This is a genomic window from Phosphitispora fastidiosa (genome assembly GCF_019008365.1).
GTDB lineage: Bacteria > Bacillota > Thermincolia > Thermincolales > UBA2595 > Phosphitispora > Phosphitispora fastidiosa.
Genome location: NZ_JAHHUL010000001.1, coordinates 450014 through 472367, shown reverse-complemented (window position 1 = coordinate 472367; position 22354 = coordinate 450014). Strand labels below are relative to the sequence as shown.

At 46.0% G+C, this 22354-nt stretch carries 15 protein-coding genes; 12 read left to right on the top strand and 3 right to left on the bottom strand.

Going from position 1 to position 22354, the window contains the following annotated elements; translation table 11 throughout:
- The first annotated feature begins 21 nt into the window (after window positions 1-21).
- The 4 genes from dapA to Ga0451573_RS02290 all read left to right on the top strand — a co-directional run bounded on the left by dapA (window position 22) and on the right by Ga0451573_RS02290 (window position 9824).
- Window positions 22-906 (top strand): 4-hydroxy-tetrahydrodipicolinate synthase, encoded by an 885-nt coding sequence (gene dapA / locus Ga0451573_RS02305; RefSeq protein WP_231682247.1) that lies wholly within the window; start codon window positions 22-24, stop codon window positions 904-906.
- A gap of 132 nt (window positions 907-1038) precedes the next feature.
- Window positions 1039-2898 (top strand): monovalent cation:proton antiporter family protein, encoded by a 1860-nt coding sequence (locus Ga0451573_RS02300; RefSeq protein ID WP_231682246.1) that lies wholly within the window; start codon window positions 1039-1041, stop codon window positions 2896-2898.
- Window positions 2899-3150: 252 nt separating this feature from the next.
- Entirely contained in the window at window positions 3151-4815 is a 1665-nt protein-coding gene (locus Ga0451573_RS02295) for a ribonuclease J (protein WP_231682245.1), read from the top strand.
- A 218-nt stretch (window positions 4816-5033) separates the two neighbouring features.
- Complete coding sequence (locus tag Ga0451573_RS02290; protein ID WP_231682244.1) at window positions 5034-9824, top strand: Ig-like domain-containing protein; 4791 nt, start codon at window positions 5034-5036, stop codon at window positions 9822-9824.
- A 3-nt stretch (window positions 9825-9827) separates the two neighbouring features.
- Here the strand turns inward: Ga0451573_RS02290 and Ga0451573_RS02285 are convergent, their stop codons facing one another.
- Together Ga0451573_RS02285 and Ga0451573_RS02280 are read right to left on the bottom strand one after the other, a co-directional pair.
- Window positions 9828-10571, bottom strand: a complete 744-nt coding sequence (locus tag Ga0451573_RS02285; protein WP_231682243.1) for a LytR/AlgR family response regulator transcription factor — start codon at window positions 10569-10571, stop codon at window positions 9828-9830.
- Window positions 10549-12486: a sensor histidine kinase gene (locus Ga0451573_RS02280; RefSeq protein WP_231682242.1), complete on the bottom strand. Its 1938-nt coding sequence runs from the start codon at window positions 12484-12486 to the stop codon at window positions 10549-10551. The genes Ga0451573_RS02285 and Ga0451573_RS02280 overlap by 23 nt, the downstream gene beginning before the upstream one ends.
- 243 nt (window positions 12487-12729) lie before the next feature.
- On the opposite strand from Ga0451573_RS02280, the gene Ga0451573_RS02275 reads away from it, so the two are divergent.
- The 6 genes from Ga0451573_RS02275 (at window position 12730) to Ga0451573_RS02250 (ending at window position 19075) form a co-directional block, all read left to right on the top strand.
- Window positions 12730-13644 (top strand): ClpP family protease, encoded by a 915-nt coding sequence (locus Ga0451573_RS02275; protein ID WP_231682241.1) that lies wholly within the window; start codon window positions 12730-12732, stop codon window positions 13642-13644.
- Entirely contained in the window at window positions 13641-13874 is a 234-nt protein-coding gene (locus Ga0451573_RS02270) for a YlzJ-like family protein (protein WP_231682240.1), read from the top strand. The genes Ga0451573_RS02275 and Ga0451573_RS02270 overlap by 4 nt, the downstream gene beginning before the upstream one ends.
- Window positions 13861-14304: a hypothetical protein gene (locus Ga0451573_RS02265; RefSeq protein WP_231682239.1), complete on the top strand. Its 444-nt coding sequence runs from the start codon at window positions 13861-13863 to the stop codon at window positions 14302-14304. Before Ga0451573_RS02270 ends, Ga0451573_RS02265 begins: the two co-directional genes overlap by 14 nt.
- Before the next feature lie 182 nt (window positions 14305-14486).
- The gene (locus Ga0451573_RS02260; protein ID WP_231682238.1) at window positions 14487-15260 is read left to right on the top strand and encodes an undecaprenyl-diphosphate phosphatase; all 774 of its coding nucleotides are present in this window, start codon (window positions 14487-14489) and stop codon (window positions 15258-15260) included.
- Window positions 15261-15544: 284 nt separating this feature from the next.
- Complete coding sequence (locus Ga0451573_RS02255; protein WP_231682237.1) at window positions 15545-17848, top strand: DNA translocase FtsK; 2304 nt, start codon at window positions 15545-15547, stop codon at window positions 17846-17848.
- A gap of 15 nt (window positions 17849-17863) precedes the next feature.
- A complete protein-coding gene (locus Ga0451573_RS02250) occupies window positions 17864-19075 on the top strand; it encodes a BMP family lipoprotein (RefSeq protein WP_231682236.1) in 1212 nt (403 codons plus the stop codon).
- Here Ga0451573_RS02250 and Ga0451573_RS02245 read toward each other — a convergent pair.
- A complete protein-coding gene (locus Ga0451573_RS02245) occupies window positions 19072-20124 on the bottom strand; it encodes a YkvI family membrane protein (protein WP_231682235.1) in 1053 nt (350 codons plus the stop codon). The genes Ga0451573_RS02250 and Ga0451573_RS02245 overlap by 4 nt on opposite strands.
- 225 nt (window positions 20125-20349) lie before the next feature.
- On the opposite strand from Ga0451573_RS02245, the gene Ga0451573_RS02240 reads away from it, so the two are divergent.
- Both Ga0451573_RS02240 and spoIIP read left to right on the top strand, forming a co-directional pair.
- Window positions 20350-21144 (top strand): DUF1614 domain-containing protein, encoded by a 795-nt coding sequence (locus Ga0451573_RS02240; protein ID WP_231682234.1) that lies wholly within the window; start codon window positions 20350-20352, stop codon window positions 21142-21144.
- Window positions 21137-22354 carry a stage II sporulation protein P gene (gene spoIIP, locus Ga0451573_RS02235; protein ID WP_231682233.1) on the top strand — a complete coding sequence of 406 codons (1218 nt, stop codon included), beginning with the start codon at window positions 21137-21139 and terminating at the stop codon, window positions 22352-22354. The genes Ga0451573_RS02240 and spoIIP overlap by 8 nt, the downstream gene beginning before the upstream one ends.

Below are 22354 nucleotides of genomic sequence, written 5' to 3'. Positions count from 1 at the left end.
TATAGTATGGAGGTTGGAAAAGTGGTGAGAGACTTTGGACGAGTGCTGACTGCCATGGTAACCCCTTTTGACTCCAGTATGGAAGTTGATTACGGGCAGGCCAGGAAGTTAGCCGGATATTTAGCGGATAATGGTTCTGACGGTATAGTTGTGGCCGGAACTACGGGTGAGTCTCCCACACTCACCAGAGAAGAGAAAATCAGGCTTTTTGAAGCCGTGGTGGATGAAGTGGGCGGCAGGGTGAAAGTTATCGCCGGCACAGGGTCAAATGTCACCTCTGATTCAGTGGCGTTGACCAGGGAAGCGGGAAAAGTCGGCGTAGACGGCGCCATGCTGGTTACACCCTATTATAACAAACCGCCTCAAAGAGGCATGTATCAGCATTTTCGGACAGTGGCCGAGGCCACAGATTTGCCGTTAATACTATACAACGTCCCCGGCAGAACCTCGTCACATTTGTTGCCGGATACTATTGCCGAACTGGCAAAGGTTGAAAATATTGTTGCCGTTAAGGAGGCTTCCGGAAGCCTGGTACTGGCAGGAGAAATCAGGCGCAAAACCCCTGAAGAGTTCCTGATATACTGTGGTGAGGATGCCATCATATTACCTATGCTTAGTGTGGGCGGGCATGGAGTTATCAGTGTTGTTGCCCATATTGTGGGAAATGAACTGCAGGCAATGGTCAAGGCATTCATGGCAGGTGACATTGATACTGCCAGAAAGATTCACCTGGACCTTATTCCCGTATTTGAAGGCATGTTTTTGACCACAAACCCAATTCCGGTGAAAACAGCCATGAACCTGATGGGATTTCAAGTCGGCGGGCTCAGACCTCCTCTGATTGAAGCAACAGGTGAGGAAACAGGGGCAATCAGGAAACTGTTGGAAATATACAACAAAATTTAACCTGCCGGGATTTAATGCTTGATAAGCCTAATGAAAATTTGTTAAAATAACTATGTGACTGATACCCAAATTCTCTCAGTACTAAATGAGAGGGTTTGGGTTAATTTATTAATAAAAAGGAAGATAAGAGCTATGGCAAATGAACACATGTTTTATTCCCTGTTGATTATTATTCTGGCAGCTTTTATAGTCCCATTTATAACAAGCCATATCAGGTTTATCCGGCTGCCTGTGGTAATCGGCGAAATTGTGGCAGGCCTTATCCTGGGGGTAAGCGGCTTCAATCTTATAGAAACAGGGCCGCTTCTTGAGTTTCTGTCAGCATTTGGATTTACTTACCTGATGTTTCTGTCAGGTCTGGAAATTGATTTCCAGACCCTGGCCCTTGCCCTGAGGAGCAAAAAAAGCGCTGGGGCAAATCCGGTGCTGCTGGCTTTTGGAACTTTTGGACTGACCCTGATATTTTCTTTTTTGATCTCAATTGGCTTAACTGAACTAGGCTATATAAGGAGCCCTTGGCTGGTGACCCTGGTACTGTCAACAACTTCACTTGGTATTGTTGTCCCTGTACTCAAGGAAAAAGGTATTATAAACACTTCTTTTGGTCAGACCATACTCCTTTCAGCCCTGATAGCTGATTTTCTGACCATGCTCCTGATAACTGTTGTGGTGCTGATGCTTACTTCCGGTCAAATCAAGGATATACTGCTGGTGTTATTCCTTTTCCTGGCTTTTTTCATTTTTTACAAACTGGCGAATATCTTAATCAGGCTTGATGTGATTAAGAGGCTGTCAGATGCCACGTCCCAGATCAGGGTCAGGGGTTCTTTTGCACTGATACTCATTTTTGTTGTTTTTTCCGAATACCTGGGCTCTGAAGCTATTCTGGGAGCGTTTCTTGCCGGAGCTATTGTTTCCCTCGTTTCGGAGAAGAGAGAAGAAGCCTTTATACTAAAACTGGAAGCAATCGGATATGGCTTTTTTATTCCCATCTTTTTTATTTTGGTCGGGGCAACTTTTAATATTGCGGAGGCGGCTAAAAGCGGCAGCTTTCTTACATTGCTGCCACTCTTAATTACTGCCCTGTACCTGGTGAAAATTGTTCCGGCGGCCTTATTCCGGTTTGCATTTTCTGCTAAGGAAGCTCTGAGCGCCGGTTTTCTGCTCTCTTCACGGTTAAGCCTGATCATAGCTGCTGCCGCTGTGGGCCTTAGACTTGGTGAAATCTCGGAAAACACCAATGGGGCTATCATATTGTCAGCAATTGTGACCTGTTTGGTTTCACCCCTGTTGTTTGAAAAGTTCGCTCCTCAAAAGGAAGTATCAGATAAGCGGGTATTTATCATCGGCGCTGCTGATACCTCGATACTGCTGGGAGAACGGCTGACCAAAAGCGGTGAATCAGTCACGCTGATAGATATTGGGGCCAAACAGAGAGCAAAAGCCAAGATTGCCGGGTTAAACGTCCTTTATGCTGATGCGACTACAGATGAAGGGTTTCGGACTGCCGGAATTACACCTGAAGACACTATCTTGATAACCACTAACAATGATGACCTGAATCTCAGGATATGCCGGATGGCGGTCCGGGACTTTGGGCTGAAAAATATTATTTCCGTTGTCAATAATGGTGTCAATACCATAAACTTTAAAGACATTGGCGTAAGGGTTGTCAGCCCGGCCTTTTCAACACTCATAGTGTTGGAAAACCTGGTTATTCACCCGGCAGCTTTTTCGCTGGTGACAGAGAGTGAGGATAACCTGCTGGTGGAAGAGGCTGTGCTGGCAAATGCAGCTTTTGCCGATAAGCGGCTGAAGGATATCAGACTCCCGGGGGATACCCTGATTATGTCGGTAAACCGTAACGGTGAAAACATTATCCCTCACGGGAATACCGTATTACAGAGCGGTGACCTGATTATGTTTGTGGGGAACCGGGATTCGGTTTACAAGACAATAGCCGTAATGGAGAATAGCTTTGCGGAACATTAGTGGGCCCTGTATTTTTGGGCCCGAAGGTGTCTATAATAGTACTAACTGAAAAGCGATTACAGCAAAATATAACTCTTGTGGAGTAAAAGGAAATACTGTATAATATTTTCAGGTGTTTATGGGCGGCTATCTTTTGTAACCTGAGAGTCGGGCGGACAAAACCAATATTTTTCTCCTGCTTCTTCTGGTTTTCTCAATCATTAATCAAACTACCAGTTTTAGCGTGTTTTTTTGTGTTCAGGAGGTGTAGGAATGGCAAGAGATTCGAAATTATCGTTAATCCCCCTTGGAGGCATGGGGGAAATCGGAAAAAACATGATGGTTGTGAAGTACGGAGAAAATATTTTGGTTGTTGACTCAGGTTTGATGTTTCCCGAAGAAGAGATGCTGGGAATTGATATCGTAATTCCTGATATTACTTATCTTCTGGAAAACAAGGATATTGTAAGGGGAATTGTACTAACCCATGGTCATGAAGACCATATCGGCGCGCTTCCTTATGTGCTTAGAAGAATAAATGTACCGGTGTACGGGACTAAACTGACGCTTGGTTTGTTACAGGGGAAACTTAAGGAAAACAATGTTGCCGGAGGAGTATCACTGAATACGGTGAAACCGAGGGATGTTGTGGAAATCGGCCCATTCAAGGTCGAATTTATCAGGGTCAGCCACAGTATTCCGGATGCGGTTTCTATTGCGATACATACTCCAATTGGCACAGTGCTGCATACCGGTGACTTTAAGTTTGACCAGACACCGGTGGATGGGCAGATAACAGATTTTCAGAAATTTGCTGAACTGGGACAGAAGGGTGTCCTGGTATTGTTATCTGACAGTACCAATGTGGAGCGGCCTGGGCATACCCTGTCTGAGAAAGTAGTGGGTAACACCTTTGACGAGACCTTTAGAGCGGCTCAGGGAAGAATTATTGTGGCTTCATTTGCGTCGAATGTACACCGGTTGCAGCAGGCTATTGCCACCGCTTTTAAGTATGACAGGAAAGTGGCCATTGCTGGCCGCAGTATGGTGAATGTTGTCACAATTGCTTCAGAGCTGGGTTACATGGATTTCCCCAAAGAACTCTTTGTTGAGCTTGATGAGATTAATCGTTTACCGGCACATAAAGTAACTATTTTAACTACCGGAAGCCAGGGTGAACCAATGTCGGCCTTAACGAGAATGGCAATGAGTGATCACCGCCAGGTAGAAATCATTCCCGGAGATACGGTCATTATTTCTGCTTCGCCGATCCCGGGAAATGAAAAACTGGTCGCCCGTACCATAGACCACCTCTTTAAACAGGGAGCAGACGTAATATACGAATCTTTTTCCGGAATCCATGTATCAGGCCACCCCAGTCAGGAAGAGCTTAAGATGATGATGAATCTGGTTAAGCCAAAATTCTTTGTTCCGGTTCACGGGGAATATAGACATCTGATCAGACACGCCAATTTGGCCGCAGAGATAGGGATACCGCGCAGCAATATTTTTGTGGTCGAGAATGGACATGTCCTGGAATTCAAGAGAAACTCCGCGCGGCTTAACGGTCGGGTAACAGCAGGAAGAGTCTTGGTTGACGGACTTGGAGTCGGTGATGTGGGCAATATTGTCCTGCGCGACCGCAAGCAGCTTTCCCAGGACGGTATCTTAATAGTCGTTGTTACAATTGAAAAGCAGAGCGGTACCGTAGTAGCCGGTCCGGACATTGTTTCCAGGGGATTTGTCTATGTGCGTGAATCAGAGCAGCTGATTGAGGAAGCCAAGGAAAAGGTAAAGCAGGCTCTCGAAAAATGTGAAGAAAAGGGCATTACCGAATGGGCTTCAATTAAGTCCAATGTAAGGGATGCCACAAGTAAATACCTGTATGAGAAAACCAGAAGAAGACCAATGATACTACCAATCATCATGGAAGTTTAATATGGTGAGTTTCAGGTGAAATTCACAAACGCTGAAAGCCGCAGTTGATGCGGCTTTTTTGCGTTTGTTTTTCAGGCTGCTATTTTGACGTTTTACGCCATATTAATGCTGTTTCGGTATTAAAAAGATAAAATAAGACAAAGTTCAAGGTAAAATAAAGTGAATACACATTATTTGATAAATTAAAAACTTCATAATTAATGGAAGGGGAGGTTAATATGCGAACAAGCGGATTTGGAAGAAAAAGGTTTCTGCAAAGTTTTATATTGGGCATGATGATAATTTCACTAATCACATTAATTTCGCCGGGTGCGTTTGCATCAGAAGCTAATGATGTCAAGGAACACTGGGCAGGTGCTGTGATTAGTGAATGGCTGGATGGCAGCCTGGCCTCAGGCTATCCGGACGGTGCCTTTAAGCCGGACAACCCTGTTACCCGGGCAGAATTCTTGACAATGGTTAACAGGGTCATGGGCTTTAAAGATCAAGCAGACATTAATTTCCCGGATGTAAAGAAAGAAGGCTGGTATTACGACGAAATTGCCAGAGCGGTCGAGGCAGGATACATAACAGGCGATACCGGTGGTACAATGAGTCCCAATAGAAAAATAAGCCGCCAGGAAGTATCGGTAATTTTATTTAGGCTGCTGAAACTTGAGGCGGAAAAGCAAAACAGGCCTGTCGATGGCTTTCAGGATTATGGGAATATCGGTTCATGGAGTAAAGAAGAGGTTAATGCAGTAGTGGCAGCAGGATATGTTGAAGGCTATCCTGATACGACTTTCAAACCAGACCGGGACACTACCAGGGCCGAAGCAGTAGTTATTTTAAACAGGGCGGTTGGCGAGCTTTATAATAAAGAAGGTGTCTTTGGAGCTTCAGAGGATGTGGTTACAATAGAAGGAAATGTAACCATATCAGCAGCCAATGTAAACCTGAAAAACATGATCATAGAGGGAGACCTTCTGCTGACAGCCGGAATTGGAGATGGGGATGCCCGCCTTACCAATATCACAGTAGAGGGAAGGACTGTGATTACTGGTGGTGGCGAAAACAGTATCATTTTTACAGACAGTACTTTAAATAAGGTAGTTGTTCAGAAGAAAAACGGTAAGGTAAGAGTAGTGGCACATGGCAATACAAATATTAAGATTGTCAGCCTGGCAAGCGGCGCCAGACTGGAAACAGATGCTCTTACTGATAAGAGTACAGGTATTACCACTGTATTTGTAACCGGAGATGAAGAAGTAATCTTAACCGGGAAATTCGGCACAGTCAGCATAGAGCAGGAAGGAGCCAGAGTTTCTCTTGTTGGCGGCAGTGTTGAGAATTTGAACATCACAGAAACTGCAGTCAACGCAAATATTACTGTTTCCGGAAATACTAAAGTAACAAAACTGGAGGTCTCTGCCCTAGCCTCAGTAACAGGAAAGGGTACTATTGGCACAGTTGTGATGGCAGAAGAAGCTGAAGGCTCAACAGTTGCCGTAACAACAACTACTTCCGGGTCATCCGGTGGTTCTCAAACAACACCGAATCAGGACCAGGATGCTCCTACAGGCCTTTTGGGTGTGGCTCCGGGCAGGTTTGAAGGCAGTGATGGGAAGATTCTCGGTGTGGATAATACTATGGAATACAAGCTGTCAACTGATACAGAGTGGACTGCTGTAACCGGGACAGAGATCACGGGTCTGTCTGCAGGGACTTATAATGTGAGATGTGCAGCCAGGACTGGCTATAACGCGGGGACAGCAGCTGAGGTGACAGTACCTGAGGGAGAAAAAAGCAGTGATGTAAGCTTAAGTGTTTTCACCATAGGCGGGATGGATGCAACCGGACTCGAAGGTATGGCAATTGGTTTCCCCCCCGATGGAAATTACAATGGAGCTGATTTATTTGTTGAGGACTTTACGGATTTTGCCGGTATTGTGGCAGAACCCAGAGATCCAAAAGCGGTGGTAAATGGAATATTTAAAAACAATATTCCGGTTGTAGATGCGGCAACGGAGATTATCAGTGAAAATGACCGGATTATGGTGTGGGTGATTGCAGAGAACGGATTCGAGGAAATATACAGTGTGTATGCCAGAGCTCTGACTTACAGTATTGAATTGAGTGCATCTGATCCAACAGACTTAGGTACTTTAACAGAGGGTTATGGACCGGAGACTCCGGCAGAAATTACTGTAACCAGAACCGGGACAGGTGATATTACCAACCTGGCAGTGGCATTAAGCGGAATTAATGCAGACAGCTTTACAATTACTCAGCCGCAAGCCGCAACACTGAATGCAGGAGTATCATCGACAACATTTACAGTAGTTCCAAAAGACGGGCTGGCAGTCGGAAGTTACACTGCCGATGTCAATGTAACCTCAGACAATGGTGTCAGCGAGTCTTTTACCGTTAGCTTTGTAGTTGAAGCAGCCACATACAGCATCACGACGAGCACAGCAGGAGGAACCGCTGTTCTCACCACTGACCCGGTCGATGAAGCAGAGGAAGGTGCAACCGTAACTGTGAATATTGCCGATATAGAAGCCGGCAAGTATCTCAAGTCAATTACGGTAACAGATACAGAAAGTGCTGCCATTTCGACAACTGAACTAATTGCAGGAGAAAGCTATACTTTTACAATGCCTGCCAAGGCAGTAACCGTAGCGGTTGAACTAAATAACATTCCGGCAGCAGTTGATGATTCAGTTACTTTAGACGAAGATGGTAACTTACTTGTCGCTGTATTGGCAAATGATACAGATGCAGATGGTGACACTCTAAGCATTACAGGGTTTGATCAGGGCACAAATGGTACAGTAGTACAGGAAGGAAACAGCTTAAAGTATACACCGGATGCTGATTACAACGGAGCAGACAACTTCGGCTACACAATAAGTGATGGCAATGGCGGCACAGCGACAGCAACAGTGAATGTGACAATTAATTCAATTAATGATGAGCCGGTGGCAGCTAACGAAACGGTAACTGTAAACGAAGATAGTACGACATTGGTTGATGTACTGGTAAATGATACAGATGTAGATGGTGATACATTGAGTATTGCAGGGTTTGCCCAGGGAACAAATGGTACAGTGGCACAGGAAGGAGACAGTTTAAGGTATACACCGGATGCTAATTACAATGGAGCAGACAGCTTTAGCTACACAATAAGTGATGGCAATGGAGGCACAGTGACAGCAACAGTAAATGTGACAGTAACTCCGGTAAATGATCAGCCGGTGGCAGCTAACGATTCAGCAGTTGTAGACGAAGATGGTAACGTGGTTATTGCTGTATTGGCAAATGACACAGACGTAGATGGTGATACTCTAAGTATTGCGGAATTTCCCCAGGGCAGCCATGGTACAGTAGAACTAGCAGACAATAAGCTGCGCTATACTCCGACCGCCAATTACCATGGAACAGACAGCTTTAGCTATGGAATAAGTGATGGCAATGGAGGCACAGCGACAGCAACAGTGAATGTGACAATCAATTCAATTAATGATGAGCCGGTGGCAGCTAACGAAACGGTAACTGTAAACGAAGATAGTACGACATTGGTTGATGTACTGGTAAATGATACAGATGTAGATGGTGATACATTGAGTATTGCAGGGTTTGCCCAGGGAACAAATGGTACAGTGGCACAGGAAGGAGACAGTTTAAGGTATACACCGGATGCTAATTACAATGGAGCAGACAGCTTTAGCTACACAATAAGTGATGGCAATGGAGGCACAGTGACAGCAACAGTAAATGTGACAGTAACTCCGGTAAATGATCAGCCGGTGGCAGCTAACGATTCAGCAGTTGTAGACGAAGACAGTACCGTACTAATTGATGTATTGCTAAATGATACTGATATAGATGGCGATACTCTGATTATTACAGGAGAAACTCAGGGTGTCCATGGTTCAGTAGTATGGATAGACAACAAGTTGCAGTACACTCCAAATACCAATTACAACGGAGCAGACAGTTTCATGTATGAAATAGGTGATGGCAAGGGTGGCATAACAACAGCAACAGTGAATGTGACAATTAATCCGATTAATGATGCACCCACAGCAGTGGCTGGCCAGGCTGTACAAACCGGAAATGCGACACCGGCGGCAGTCAGCGGTAATCCGGCAGCTGCAGCGTACTCCGGCAATATGGCAGGCTGGTTTGAAGATATTGATGCAGATGAATTAACCTATGTAGTGGTATCGGCAGAAGATGAAAGTCTGAATGATGTATCAGGCGATGTGGTGACAGATGGAGCCGGCATTACATATACCCCTGCAGGAGCACAGGCTGACCAGGACGTAACTATTATAGTCAAAGCAAATGACGGAACCATAGACAGTACAGGCAATGTAACAATTACTGTGACCGTAGGCTCAGTACCGGCAGATGCCGACCTTTCCGAATTCAGCGCAGGCTTAGTAGAGGCCGGGGACAAAATCCAGGGAATCATCTTTGGCCTGGCAATAACGGGAGCCAAAGATACATCAGGTAATAATCTCTCCGGAGATATCAATGTTACCGTAACCAGCAATCAGGCCGATGGAGAAGTATTTAATGGTACACTTACTTTTACAGGCGGGGCAGTTAATTTCCCGATAAATCTATTAACAGTGGCAAATCACACCCTGACTATAGCAGTAGCGGGTGTCACTGACTCTGTGGAATTACCTGTGAATGTAGTGGCTTCACAGCGGGCAATCAGTCCGGGTTCAGCATCATTTGCCAATACGGATGCAAGTGCGACAATAACAATTACGGCAATGACAGATGCAGCAGGCAATGATGTTTTGGCAGGGTTTACGGCAGATGATGGAAGTATATATTCTTGCATGATGAATGACAATGCGACAACATTAATTGATGTTACCGTAACAAAAGCAGCAGGCAGTGCCGACTTAGTCATCGCAAATCCGGCCCAGGCAACTGCAGCAGGCGCATATACCCTGATGATCAACAGAATGGATGGGAATATGTGGGAGATTAATGTAACCGTTACCTAATAGTTAAAGCTCCAGCAATTGTTTCAGCAGCTTGACATTAGCCCTGCTGACCGGAATTAAATCATCAATACCGGTCAGCTTGATATCAAAAGAGTAATTAATTTTCGGGATAATTTCGGCAATTTTTTCAAGATTAACCAGATAACCTCGATGGGGCCGGAAAAAGTTAAGGTTTTTTAGTTTGTTTTCAAAATAATGAAGGGGATGACCGGAGTTATAAGACCTGCCCTGAGTGCGAATGCGGGCAGATTTATTGAGAGCCTCAATATAGTAGATATCTCTAAAGCTCAGGAGGATAATATTATCTTCTTCATAAATAAAGAACTTTTTCACCGACTCCTCATATTGATTGCTTAAGGAACAGAAGTCAGTAGCAATGTTTTTTTCAATTTTTTCTTCCAGCCTGGAGACGGCCTTTTGGATCCTTTCCAATGTAACGGGCTTGAGGATATAATCCACAGCATTGAGTTCAAAGGCATCCAGGGCATACTGATCAAAGGCTGTGACAAAAATGATTTCCACCTCGGGATGGGTGGTCATAATCTGTTCTGCCAGGTAAATGCCGCTGACTTCAGGCATGTCAATATCCAAAAAGACTACATCGGGATTTAGTACAGATATATTGAAGAAGCCTTCAAAGGGATTGGTAAAAGAGCCTGCTATTTGAATATTAGGAAGGCTTTCCAGTTGTAATTGCAGTTCCTTAAGGGCAAATACCTCATCATCAACCAGCATTGCTTTTAACATAGCTTTGCTCACTCCTTAACGGGATGCTTATATTACTTAACGGGATCTTTATATTAATAGTGGTACCCGTATTTATTGCGCTGGTAATACTTAAACCGGTTCCATAAGCAACATTCAAGCGCTGATTTATATTATTAAGACCGGTCCCGAGCTCTTTAGAATCACCTTTTGTCAGTGCCAGTATTTTAGCTTTTGGCATTCCCAATCCGTTATCAGAAACTGAGAGCATTAAGTTGTTTTCTTGAAAAAACGCGGAAATAACTATAATGCAAGCTTCAGGATTATTTCTGAAACCGTGTTTGACCGCATTTTCTACCAGCGGCTGGAGGAGAAACGGTAATATCTTATAGTTTAGGGCCTGTTCCTCTACCTGATAATTTACTTTCAAGCGGTCATTAAACCGGACTGACTCGATTGCCAGATAGGATTTTACAATACCCAGCTCGTATTCAAGAGAGACAGATGTGTTTTTATGATATAAGTCAAAATTAAATTTGCCATGAAGATAATTGCTTAATTCTGTAAGCAGGCTGCGGGCCTTTTCCGGCGATTCCCTGGTGAGATGGATGATGGTATTCAGGGTGTTATACAAAAAATGCGGGACAATCTGTGCCTGTAAAAAAGCCATCTCTGCTTTAGCCAATCGCTGTGCCTGTTGAAAAACATCTGCTATATATAAAGATAATGAGTGCATTTGACAAAGAATAAAAATAATGAGTCCGATGGAAAATGTATAAGCCAGGTCATAATTATTATGAACCTTGTAAACATAACCCATATCTATCAAAGCAGTTAGAAGCAGGAAACAGGTACCAAAAAGCAGCGTACCTGCACCCGGCTTCTTTTTTTTGGCAGCAGCGGCAATAACGGTAATCAAATAAATAAAGGCAATGACGAAAAGAATCAAATACAAGTGCATCAGAGGCCCAAATATTTTTAAGGGGGTAAAAATGATAATAATTATGTAAACCGAAAAAACAGTTACAATAGTATATAAAACCTTCTTGGGGAATTCTGCCTGGTACAGGCTGTACAATGATAATGCCAGGAGAACAGGCCCTGAGGGGACTGTAATGTATTCCAGCTTTGATATGAGGTTGAAGGATGTATTTGGAAACAGTAAAAAAATGACCACCTCTCTGACTAATAGCTCCCTTAAACCGGCCATTAGAGAAAACATGGCCAGATACAGACTGGTCATATCGTTTTGCATTACTGAAAAAATGACCAGGTAATAAAGAACTGAAATGAACAACACGCCAATCAGAATAAAGCTAAGCAGGAGGTTCAATTCCCGGTTTTTGTAAACCGCTGCTTCGGTGCCCAGTACAATGGACTCCCAGATGCCGCCCTTCACATGGTGAAAGTTAGAAACGTGAATCACAATATCCAGTTGGCTGGAATTAGTGTTTAAACTCCTAATCAAGGGCTTCCATTGGGGGAGTTCTTCTGTCGGTGATGTCCCCACAATGCCATTGGAGGATATCTCTTCACCGTTTATAAAAAGACGGTAGCTGCAGGACATATCAGGTACTTTCAGGGCTAGTTTTTCTTTGGAATCAGAGGGAAGTAAAACCTTTAGTTTATATGTACCGTAACCGGATGAACCAATTTTTGCCCCGTTATATTCAAAGGAATTCCATAAACCGGGGACAGTAATAACTCCATGAGCTGAACTCTCTTTGTTATCAGGTTTGACAAACTGTTGATAGAAAAATAACCATTCGCCGTCAAGTGAGTGTAATGGGTAATTAGCAAAATCCCAATCAGTTAAATCAAGTATGCCCTGTTGTGCTGTAAGTTCAGTTCTTACTATGCCTCTGTTATTTTTAAAACTGTTGTATTCAATAACAATAATCAGGGAGACCAGGGAGATTATTAATAGATAGATTATGTAACCTTTGTAATGCTTCATCTAGTTTCCCCCTGTTATTTAGTATCTCAACTTTCGCTGCTTCTGTTCTCCGGTTCTTTTTCTTATTTCACATTTTACCATAATACGACATTCTATGCAGTGAAAACTTAATGGTAAAAATTTAAAAGTTTGATTGATGCTGTAATATGATTGAGGCTGTAATGATACTAATGATAATTCGCTGAGTAATTTGTTAACAACTGTAACATACTAAGGGGGAAATAATATCAGGAGCGTGATTAGATGTCTGAATATTACTGGACGCGTTACCCCGGGCCGATGAATTCCGACGGTTCCGTACCGGGACGGTTTCCTTTTACAGGGGGACAGACACCGTTTGACCCCAACTATTATAATCCCCAGTCACCTGTGCCTCCGGGGACACCGGGAACCGAAGGTGAACCGGGGATACCTCCATTGCCCGGCGGGGAGCCACAGGCTGAACCTCAGCGGGTTAGAAAAACAAAGCAGGCAGCTAATAAAAAGGGGGATGTTGTTGATACCATAAAAGAACTGGGACAGATGACTGTGCCCCAGACCAAGACCAATATTCACTGTATGACCATTGTAGGTCAGATAGAAGGTCACTTGGTGCTGCCACCGCAAAATAAGACAACAAAGTACGAGCACATAATACCACAATTGGTTGCTTTGGAAGAGAATCCTGAAATTGAAGGGGTTCTGATTGTGTTAAATACTGTTGGCGGGGATGTGGAGGCAGGTCTGGCAATTGCTGAAATGATAACTAGCATGTCCAAAGCCACTGTGTCACTAGTGCTGGGTGGTGGACACAGTATTGGGGTTCCCATCGCCGTTTCCTCCAATTACTCATATATTGCGGAAACTGCAAGCATGACAATACACCCAATCAGGCTTACCGGACTTGTTATCGGAGTACCCCAAACATATGAGTATCTGGATAAAATGCAGGACAGAGTGGTAAACTTTCTTACCAGGCATTCACAGGTTACCGATAACAAGATTAGGGAGTTGATGTTCCGGACTGGGGACTTGGCCCGGGACATTGGTACGGTTCTGATAGGCAAAGATGCTGTAGAAGCCGGCCTGATTAATGAAGTAGGAGGAATCTCCCATGCTGTCAAAAAGCTCAACCAGTTGATTGAAGAAGGCAGAAATTCAGGGGGACTGGTGCAATGACACTAATATATACTCCGCTGCCAATAGAAATGGTTCTTGAGGGTATTGACAGAACCGGGCCGCAATATCAGGAATTGGAAGTCCAGGGGGTTAAACTTCAGGTTGAACAGTGTGGTCTTGACAGGTGCAGGATTGTACGGCTGATCAGCACCAATCCCATGGATTACCTAAAAAACGAATATCAGCCGGGCACTGAGCTTAGGTTCGTGCCACAGTTTGCGGATAATTGACAGGAGGCAGGAGGCAGGAGACAGGAGGCAGGAGACAGGAGGCAGGAGACAGGAGGCAGGAGACAGGAGACAGGAGACAGGAGACAGGAGACAGGAAACAGGAGACAGGAGGCAGGAGGCAGGAGACAGGAGACAGGAGACAGGAGACAGGAGACAGGAGACAGGAGGCAGGAGACAGGAGACAGGAGACAGGAGGCAGGAGGCAGGAGACAGGAGGCAGGAGACAGGAGACAGGAGGCAGGAGGCAGGAGACAGGAGACAGGAGACAGGAGACAGGAGACAGGAGGCAGGAGACAGGAGACAGGAGACAGGAGACAGGAGGCAGGAGGCAGGAGACAGGAGACGGGAGACAGGAGACAGGAGACAAGGAATGGACAGAGAGTGTGGGACGGCGGTTATCCGATTGGGTGTCGCCGTTTTTTTCATTTGATTTTATCCTGGAAATTCTCTATAATGTTCATTGTAGCCGTTACTTCTTCAGCAGTAAAGTCGGCAGGCGTTGCCAGGCGATTTTGGTTAAATGCGTGAAGCATGTATCCTTAGCATTCAGCTCATTTTTGATTCTGACTACTGACTACTGGCTACTTACTACTTTTTTAAAGGAGTTGTCACATGGGTATTCTAGAATCCATAATTCTTGGAGTAATTCAGGGTCTGACGGAGTTTCTGCCTATCAGCAGTTCAGGTCACCTGGTTTTGTTTCAGAAACTGCTGGGGGTTGAAGAGGGTGTCCTCACTTTTGATGTTCTGTTACACTTGGGAACACTGGTTGCAGTAATTGGTGTGTTCCGGAATGATATCATATCAATACTCAAACGCCCCTGGCAGAAGCTGACAGCCCTCCTCCTGGTGGCGACAATTCCAACAGGAATAATTGGGCTGACCTTTAAAGATTTTTTTGAAAGGCTTTTTGAATCTGGAAGTACTCTGGGAATTGAGTTCATCCTCACCGGTCTCATTATATGGTTTGCTGACAAAGCCAGGGATCGCGGCAAACAAATGGAGGATATCTCGTATTTGGATGCGGTGCTTGTTGGGACAATGCAGGGGGTTGCAATTCTGCCAGCTATTTCGCGTTCCGGGCTCACCATTGCCGGGTCATTATTTAGGGGAATTGACCGGGAGACTGCGGCGCGGTTTTCCTTTCTGGTATCCATACCTGCAATAGCGGGGGCTACCATTTTGGATCTCAAAGACCTCCAAAGTCTGCCGGCCGGAATGGGACTGCCTTATCTCATCGGTCCTCTGGTAGCTGCTGTGTCCGGCTATTGGGCCATTAAATTTATGATCAGGGTCCTGCAGAAAGGGAGTATGAGAGGTTTTGCTTATTATGTCTGGGGGCTCAGTATAGTGGTAATAGCGCTCCAGTTGACTGGAAGACTGTAGGTTCATTTGGCTCTTCTTTAAGCTGGATTAAAGATGAGGGCTGATGCCATTAGCCTTCTAATAGTGACATTGATTTTGTGAATGCCAATTGAGACAGGGGTAGATGTGTTCCGGAAGGCGGAGATGTTGCCCGCCGGAGGAATATATCTACCCCTGCCTTAACTAATCGAAAAAAATGGGGTTATCAGTAGCTGATGGCATCAGCTCTCCTTTACTTTTCTGGCCGGCACAAGAGGAATTGATTCGAGAATGTAGAATTTATTAATGTTGAGGTGACTTTTTATATGGCAAAGGCTTCGGACCGGCAGAGAAATAGATTTTATCAAATAGTTGGCATTGGCTGCCTGACTTTTGCAGTCCTTTCCTTTGTCAGCCTGTTTTCAAATTCAACAGGAGTGGTTGGGGAGTTTGTGGTTAAAGCAGTTAATGTAGTAGCAGGGGAAGGAAAGTATGTATTTCCCCTTGTAATTGCCTTTCTGGGCGTAAAAATGATGATGGAGTGGCACAAGGCAAGGTTTGAAAAGGAAATGCTGGTCGGGGTCGCCCTGCTTTTTGCCCTTGTACTGGTACTTTTACATTTACAGTTGGATACTGCCCAAAAGGATTTAACCAAGGTCGGAATTCAGGGCGAGGGCGGCGGGATAATCGGCGGGGTATTGTCTGCTATTCTCCTTACGGCTTTTGGCAGAACAGGGACCTACATAATTCTGGTCGCCCTTGTGGTAATTGCCGTGATGCTGACCACAAATATATCCTTTCCTACCATGTGGAAATTTGTCAGCGGTCAGGCAGTAATGATATGGAACCGCATTAGGGATATGGTCTCAGGTTTTATATTTACCGAGGTCGAGGAAGATGATGAAGATACAGTCCCTGAGGTTTTGCCCAAAAAGACGCCTGAGAAACGCCGGGTACTTTTTGACAGCAGCATTTTCAATTTCGGGAAGGAGCAAGATGAAGATATCACGGTAAAGGCCGAAGAAGATGATTTTCCCAAGATAAATATATATCCGGAACCTATTGAAAAGATTCTTGCAAATGAAGAGAACAGGGAGCGGGCTGACGTAATCAGTATTGAAGAGAGAAAAACAAGAAGCAAAAAAACTGAAAGTCAAAAAGATGGAACTCCCCAGTTACCAACAAGTTCAACCTCGAACTTCAGCCTTCCTCCACTGACACTGTTTTCAAAGAATACGAAAACCAGAAGCCCCAGGATGAATAAAGATATCACAGATAATGTAAGAATATTGGAGGACACTCTTGAAAGCTTTGGTGTCAAGGCCAAAGTAACCCAGGTGTCCAGAGGACCCGCAATAACAAGGTATGAGATCCAGCCTGCACCCGGTGTGAAGGTAAGCCGGATTGTAAATCTGGCAGATGATATATCACTGGGGCTGGCAGCATCAGGTGTCCGTATAGAGGCGCCGATACCCGGCAAAGCAGCGGTGGGTATAGAGGTCCCCAATAAAGAGATTTCGGTTGTAACTATGCGCGAGCTTTTAGAGTCTGAGGAGTTTGCTAAGGCCTCTTCCAAGCTTGCCTTTGTTCTGGGCAAGGATATTGCCGGGACAACTATACTGGCTGATCTGGCCCAGATGCCTCACCTCCTCATTGCCGGGGCCACCGGGTCAGGTAAGAGTGTGTGTATGAACACCCTGATAGCAAGTATACTTTTCAGGGCCAGACCTGATGAGGTTAAGCTCCTCATGATTGACCCCAAAATGGTTGAACTGACAACGTACAACGGAATTCCACACCTTATTTCACCTGTTGTCACTGATTCCAAGAAGGCAGCTACTTCACTGAGGTGGGCTGTCCGGGAGATGGAAAAGAGATATGAACACTTTGCCAGATCAGGGGTAAAGGATATATACAGGTTTAATCAAGCTGTGAAGGCTGGGAATGCAGAGTATGAATCGGGATTTATGCCCTTTATCATGGTAGTTATTGATGAACTGGCTGACTTGATGATGGTGGCGCCTGCCGATGTGGAGGATGCCATATGCCGCCTGGCCCAGATGGCCAGGGCTGCAGGCATGCATCTGGTAGTGGCCACCCAGAGACCCTCGGTTGATGTAATTACAGGATTGATTAAGGCAAATATTCCTTCGCGGATTGCCTTTGCCGTATCCTCACAGACAGATTCCAGGACCATTCTTGATATGGCCGGCGCCGAAAAGCTGCTGGGCAAAGGGGATATGCTTTTCTTCCCTGTCGGGGCTGTCAAGCCTATCAGGGTTCAGGGAGCGTTTATGTCAGACAAGGAAGTGGAAGCCCTTGTTTCTCACCTTAAACAGCAGGGAGTCCCGCAATTTGAGGAAGGGGTTATCCAGGATGATTCTCACAGCGCTAAGGACAGCGGTGAGGTAGACGAGCTGTTTAAAGAGGCGGTCCAGATATTGATTGAAAGCGGTCAGGCATCTATTTCCATGCTGCAACGGCGATTACGGATTGGGTATGCCAGAGCGGCCAGGCTGATAGACATGATGGAAGAACGCGGGATTGTTGGAAAATATGAAGGAAGTAAGCCAAGGGCGCTATTAATGACAATGGAACAGTTTATCAGAACCTTTGGGGATGAGCCATAGCAGGAGGGGGAAAAGATGGCGTTTAGACGTGTGGTAATATTTGGTTTACTGGTGGTAGTAATTTCTATCATTGGCGGCTGCTCCGGGAAGGCTGCTTCTGACAAACAGGAATATAAGCAGTATGGCTCTCGCGGACCGGAAAGCATCGGGGTTATTCTGGGGTCTGCGGAGAAGACCGGAGGGTTATTAAATGCTGCTGCAGCTTCAAGCGTGAAGGGATTAGCCGGAGAGCAGGGTTTGGAGTACACCATATTGTCACCCGGCGACCTGGTGAACAATGCCGAAACAATTAGGTTTCTGGCTGAGAACGGCCATGACCTCATAATTGCCGTCGGCCCGGAGCTGCAGGAGGATCTTAGCCGTTTAGCGCCTGAATACCCGGATACGGCGTTTGCCATTATCGAGGGCGAAGTAGACCAGCCAAATGTTTTAAGTATAAAAATCGGTGATGATGAAGGCGTTTTTCTGGCCGGAGTTGCTGCGGCATCTCTGACCAAAACAAACCTCGTTGGCTATATCGGAGGGGAACTGACTGATACCAGGCAGGAGAAAGCCTTTGCCCAGGGTGTCCAGTATATTAATCTGGCTGAAGGGAAACAGGTAAAGGTTGTTGCTGTCTATGCAGGGGTTACCAAAGAGGCTGCCGCGGAACCGGAACGTGGTAAAGAACTGGGGAACAAGCTGTATGACGCGGGGAGTGATGTGGTTTTTACGGCAGCCGGCAGCCTTGGCAAGGGTTTAGCCGGAGCGGCTGCAGAAAGGCGCAAAATTGCCCTCGCCAATGACCGGCAGCTGCTGGAAACAATGTCCTCGAATGTTTATAGTGCAGTTGTGCAGAAACCCGAAAAAGCGGTTTATACTGCTGCCGCCGGGATACTGAAAAACGGTGTTTCAGGTGGCAGGGCTGCATACGGCCTCAAAGAAGGCAGCGTCGATTTTGTCTTAAGCCAGGAGGTCTCCCCAGAATTAACCAATAAAATCATCGCTGTCAGGGAACAGGTTAAAAATGATCAAATAAAGCTCTATACGGTGCAAATACCGGAAGGGCTGGTAACTAAACTGAGCCACCTGCCGGTTGATCTTAAACGGACTTCAGGAACTGCACAGCCGGGAGTCCGCGAAACCCGCCAGGGAACAGGCTCATCCGGTGCAGCGGGCAGTACTGCGCCCAATGCAGGAAGTCCCACCGGTAACGGCAGTGCAGGAGAAGGTCAGCCTGGGGATTAACTCTTCTTTATAAGTGGGTATGAAAAAAGGCAGATCAGGAAGACCAGCGAAACATAGCCAAACAACGGGTACAATGTGCCCACCAGACCGGAAAATCCGAACTGGCTAAGGACCAGCGCCCCTAACAGGAGTACAATGGTCACACTTAAGTAACCGAATCTGGTATTAGCTGTAATCCTGGCTGCAAGGCCATAGATAGTGCCGATGATAGTTGTGAAAATTTCAGCCCAGAGGACAAAGGAAAAAACAGCCTGTATGACTGCGGTCATTGACCCGGCTACAAAGAGGCTGGGAATTTCATAACCGGCTGAAGCCGGGTAGTGGCTGAGGATGGCAAGGTTAATCAGCATTGCCAGCCCACCAAGTCCAAGACCGCCAAAAACACCGCCGAAGACAAGGGAACGGCGGTCTTTTATTTCATTGCCCAAAGGGGCCAGTACAGATACACCAAGGGTCAGATTATAGGCGGCATAAAGCAGGGCAGAGACATACCACAGGCTAGAAGCTCCCGCGGAGACAGGACGGAAATCCGAACATATGGCCAGAAGCCTGTCGCCGGATATGGCCGGAACAATGGCCAGAAGACATATAGTAATCATTAAGGGAACAACTACCGAGTTGGCGCTTATGATGCCCCGGATTCCGGAGAGGACGACAGCCAGTGAGATTATCAGGGTAAACAGTGTTCCCAGCCAGTATGGCAAACCCCACTGTTGGCAGAGTACTGCTCCAGAACCGGCCAGCATCACACTGAGGCTGCCGAACAGGAATACCCCGAGCACAAGGTCAACCACACGGCCCAGCCTGCTGCCACAGACATATATGACAACATCACCGAAGGAGCTGGCTCTCAGCTGATGACCGAGAACCATGATGAGGGTTCCCCCGGCACAGAAGATGATGCAGCTTAGCAAAATACCGAGAATCCCTGGCGGACCAAAGTGGCCGAAAAACTTTAAAATTTCCTGTCCTGATGCAAAGCCTGCCCCCACGATTGTACCTATAAAGGTTGTGGCAACCTTCCAGGTATCCTTGATAGACAGCGGCATTGGCACACCCCACTTATCTTTTGATTGGGCTCCAGATATGACCATTTTAAATTTCTGGTCATTTTCGAGAACCTACAATCAATATATTTTTTGTTTCGGGAAAAGATTACCTGACCAGACCAAACAGTTAGTCCGCGCTTTGAGAGATTTTGCATAAATCCCAATGGAGCAGGGAACTCTAGAGTATGCATCCATTACAAACACATTTTTGAAAGGAGAGTTTATATGACCAGGTTTCCATTGGGAATAATTGCGCTTGTTATTGTTTCAGTGCTGGTTTACTTTGGGCTTGCACATAGGATTTTGGATCGTCTTAGAATATCTGACAAAGTTGCACTGGGGATTTTGGCCGCTATGGTTGCGGGAAGTTTTGTAGATATTCCCATTGCTTTTGGCAGAATCGATGCCTCTGTCAATGTGGGTGGCGGACTAATCCCTATTGGACTGGCAATATATGTATTGACAAAAGCAGGAACCAAGAAGGAATGGTTCCGGACTCTGATTGCAACCGGGGTCACCGGAGTTGTCATCTATTATATAGGGTCTGTTTTGATGCAGGGTAATCCGGGAGGCCCTTTTGACAGGCTGGACCCCATATGGATGTACCCGATTATAGGGGGGGTGGTGGCATATGTTGCCGGAAGGTCCCGGAGGTCGGCTTTTATTGCCGCTACATTAGGGGTTCTCCTTTTAGATATCTTTAACTGGGTTTACCTGTTGTCCACAGGCACCCCCGGAAGAATAGCCATTGGAGGGGCCGGGGCCTTTGACTCTATCGTTCTGGCAGGAATTATTGCCGTACTGTTGGCAGAAATTATCGGAGAGTCCAGGGAAAGGCTTCAGGGAGGGCCGGCCAGCCGTGGCCGGGATCCCGAGCTTCTAAGCAATCTGGAAAACGCCGAATATGCAAGTACTATGGGCATTAAAGATAACAGTATTAAAGACAAAGGCATTAAAGAGAAGCCGGGTTTGCAGGATTCCTGCCAGAAGAAAAAAGAGGCGGGTGATTCTAATGAATAGAAGGCCACAGCTAATATTTGGTATCATAATAATGGTATTTGGGCTCGGGCTGATGTCAGTTCCCCTGATAAGGTTAATTCCGGCAGTGCAGCAGGCCTCAACAATACCTTTTCTGGATAGGCTTGCTTCCGGCGGTTTTGAACAGGAACTCAAGGCCGGGGAGTATATAAGTGTAGTTGATGAAAAGACGGGAGCAGCTCTGGATATGACCGGAAGGGTAGTATATGTCGGAGATGAATTTATAAATGAAAATAATGAGCAGTATAGAATAACTAAGGTCAGGGGCGATCAGGCCTTTGCCAAAAAGACAGGAGTGGCTTCCGACATCGTCTATAAGGACGAATGGGATACAGCACCTGCTGCAGGGATTGGCAGCGCCGGCAGCAATGGAAAGGCCCAGATAGCTATTTACCATACACATACTGATGAATCATATGTTCCTACCGACGGAGCTGAAAGCAAGCCTGCGGAGGGGGGGATTCTGAAGGTTGGCAGCAGCCTGGCTGAAAAGCTGAAGGCCAAGGGAATAACGGTTCTTGATGATAAAACACCTCATGAGCCGCATGATGCCAATGCCTACCACAGGTCCAGGAAAACAGCCGTCAGGCTTCTTAAAGAAAGCCCTGTGGCCCTGCTGGATGTCCACCGGGATGGGGTTCCTGACCCGGAATTCTATAAGGAAACCGTAGAAGGTGAAGATATCACCAAAATTAGGATGGTTGTCGGCAGGCAAAACCCCAAGATGGCCACCAACCTGCAGTTTGCCAAAGATATCAAGGCTTATATGGATAAACATAAACCAGGGCTTATTAAGGGTATTTTCATCGGTAAGGGGAACTACAACCAGGACTTGGGCCCAAAAGCAATATTACTTGAAGTAGGAACCCATACCAATAAACGGGAAAGCGCTGAAGATGGCGCTGCGCTGTTTGCCGATGCCTTTCCTAATTTACTTAATTTAAAACCCGCCGCTGAAGGAGGCGGAGCAGGTGGAATCACCACACCCGGCGAAACTCCGGGACAATCGGGCAGCGCTTGGTCAACTCTGGGCTGGATAGTGGGAATAGTACTTGCAGCAGGCGCGATATTCCTGTTTGTCAGCACCGGAAGCATCAAGGGTGTTACCAGTAAACTGGGTGAACTGAGGAAGACTGAGTTTGCCAACTTCTTCGGGTTGAAAAAGGATAGCAAAAGAGATAAGGAAGAATAA

What these genes read in the sequence shown, in the direction of transcription:
- Ga0451573_RS02300 (WP_231682246.1), top strand. Translation starts at nt 1,039, where the DNA reads ATGGCAAATGAACACATGTTTTATTCCCTGTTGATTATTATTCTGGCA.
- Ga0451573_RS02295 (WP_231682245.1), top strand. Translation starts at nt 3,151, where the DNA reads ATGGCAAGAGATTCGAAATTATCGTTAATCCCCCTTGGAGGCATGGGG.
- Ga0451573_RS02290 (WP_231682244.1), top strand. Translation starts at nt 5,034, where the DNA reads ATGCGAACAAGCGGATTTGGAAGAAAAAGGTTTCTGCAAAGTTTTATA.
- Ga0451573_RS02285 (WP_231682243.1), bottom strand. Translation starts at nt 10,571, where the DNA reads ATGTTAAAAGCAATGCTGGTTGATGATGAGGTATTTGCCCTTAAGGAA.
- Ga0451573_RS02280 (WP_231682242.1), bottom strand. Translation starts at nt 12,486, where the DNA reads ATGAAGCATTACAAAGGTTACATAATCTATCTATTAATAATCTCCCTG.
- Ga0451573_RS02275 (WP_231682241.1), top strand. Translation starts at nt 12,730, where the DNA reads ATGTCTGAATATTACTGGACGCGTTACCCCGGGCCGATGAATTCCGAC.
- Ga0451573_RS02270 (WP_231682240.1), top strand. Translation starts at nt 13,641, where the DNA reads ATGACACTAATATATACTCCGCTGCCAATAGAAATGGTTCTTGAGGGT.
- Ga0451573_RS02260 (WP_231682238.1), top strand. Translation starts at nt 14,487, where the DNA reads ATGGGTATTCTAGAATCCATAATTCTTGGAGTAATTCAGGGTCTGACG.
- Ga0451573_RS02255 (WP_231682237.1), top strand. Translation starts at nt 15,545, where the DNA reads ATGGCAAAGGCTTCGGACCGGCAGAGAAATAGATTTTATCAAATAGTT.
- Ga0451573_RS02250 (WP_231682236.1), top strand. Translation starts at nt 17,864, where the DNA reads ATGGCGTTTAGACGTGTGGTAATATTTGGTTTACTGGTGGTAGTAATT.
- Ga0451573_RS02245 (WP_231682235.1), bottom strand. Translation starts at nt 20,124, where the DNA reads ATGCCGCTGTCTATCAAGGATACCTGGAAGGTTGCCACAACCTTTATA.
- Ga0451573_RS02240 (WP_231682234.1), top strand. Translation starts at nt 20,350, where the DNA reads ATGACCAGGTTTCCATTGGGAATAATTGCGCTTGTTATTGTTTCAGTG.
- spoIIP (WP_231682233.1), top strand. Translation starts at nt 21,137, where the DNA reads ATGAATAGAAGGCCACAGCTAATATTTGGTATCATAATAATGGTATTT.